Source organism: Candidatus Omnitrophota bacterium (genome assembly GCA_028715965.1).
GTDB lineage: Bacteria > Omnitrophota > Gorgyraeia > Tantalellales > Tantalellaceae > JAQUQS01.
Window position 1 is genome coordinate 160,063 of sequence record JAQUQS010000003.1, and the last position, 1,231, is coordinate 161,293.

Below are 1,231 nucleotides of genomic sequence, written 5' to 3' on the forward strand. Positions count from 1 at the left end.
CGGATAAACATCACAAGCTAAGCTGCCTTACCATTTTCCCATGAAACCTGGTGCGCATATGGCGTGGAAATATCCCGTGCGCAAGTTCTGTCCCGTAAGGGACAGCATGTCCGAAGCGTCAGGGATATTTTCATGCCAACTGATCATTTTACCCCGCCATATACAGCACCGTTGTAATTCCGCCATAGGACCTCAATATCACGGAACCCGGCATCTTTTAACCACTCGAGTTCCTCCATTATCCTGAAAGGATGGTCTTCGGCATGGTGCTTGTCGAAAGTATCCCGCACTTCTTCGATGGTAAGGTATTTTTCCATGAAAGCGCCCCACTTGTCCATATAAAGGGACGCAAGATGCTTCGTTGACCAGAGGACCACATCCGCGTTATAGAACACGCCGCCCGGCTTAAGATTTTCGCGAAACTTCTTATATAAAGATCTTTTCACCTTGCCGTCACGTATATGATGGAGTGTCAAGGACGATATTATCGCGTCATAGGGCTCTCTGAACTCGAATTCCGTTATGTCACACCTCTTGAACTCTATTCCGTTGAGCTTGGCTAGCTTTTTCTTCGCGGCTGCTATCATGTTCTCCGCAAGGTCCATACATGTGACCGATGCTTCCGGGAACCTCTCTTTCACAACACGCGTAATATTACCCGTACCACAGCCTATATCGAGTATCCTCAATCCATTCGCGTCCCCGAACGGTAACGCGCTGACAAGCGTATCGATCATCTCGGCATACATCGGTACGCGCTTTAAGATAATATCATCGAACTGGCCCGCCTCACTTTCGAAATGCTCCCTTACTCTATCCATATCCTCTCCCTTTCTTCTTCTTTCGCTCACACCCCGATATCCTCATTCCATAGTTCAGGGTAATTCTTTATGAATTCTTTCATCATTGAGACACAGGTCCCGTCCTGGAGCACCGTGACCTTGACCCCTCTTGACCTGAGCAGGTCTTCTTCTCCCATAAAACTCCTGTTCTCCCCGATCACGACACGCGGGATACCGTAAAGAAGTATCGCGCCCGCGCACATGGAACAAGGCGAAAGCGTCGTATATAACGTACACTCCCTGTACACCGCAGCCGGCTGGCGTCCCGCGTTCTCCAAAGCATCCATTTCGCCATGGAGGATCGCGCTCTTTTTCTGCACCCTGCGGTTATGTCCCCGCCCTATTATCTTACCCTTATGAACGATTACCGACCCGATAGGAATACCGCC

2 protein-coding genes are annotated in these 1,231 nt (G+C 49.6%); both read right to left on the reverse strand.

What is annotated here, in order from left to right; translation table 11 throughout:
* Positions 1 to 143: 143 nt before the first annotated feature.
* Entirely contained in the window at positions 144 to 821 is a 678-nt protein-coding gene (locus PHH49_02960) for a class I SAM-dependent methyltransferase (GenBank protein ID MDD5487910.1), read from the reverse strand.
* A gap of 26 nt (positions 822 to 847) precedes the next feature.
* A partial coding sequence (locus tag PHH49_02965) for a nucleoside deaminase (protein MDD5487911.1) occupies positions 848 to 1,231 on the reverse strand: 384 nt, incomplete at its 5' end.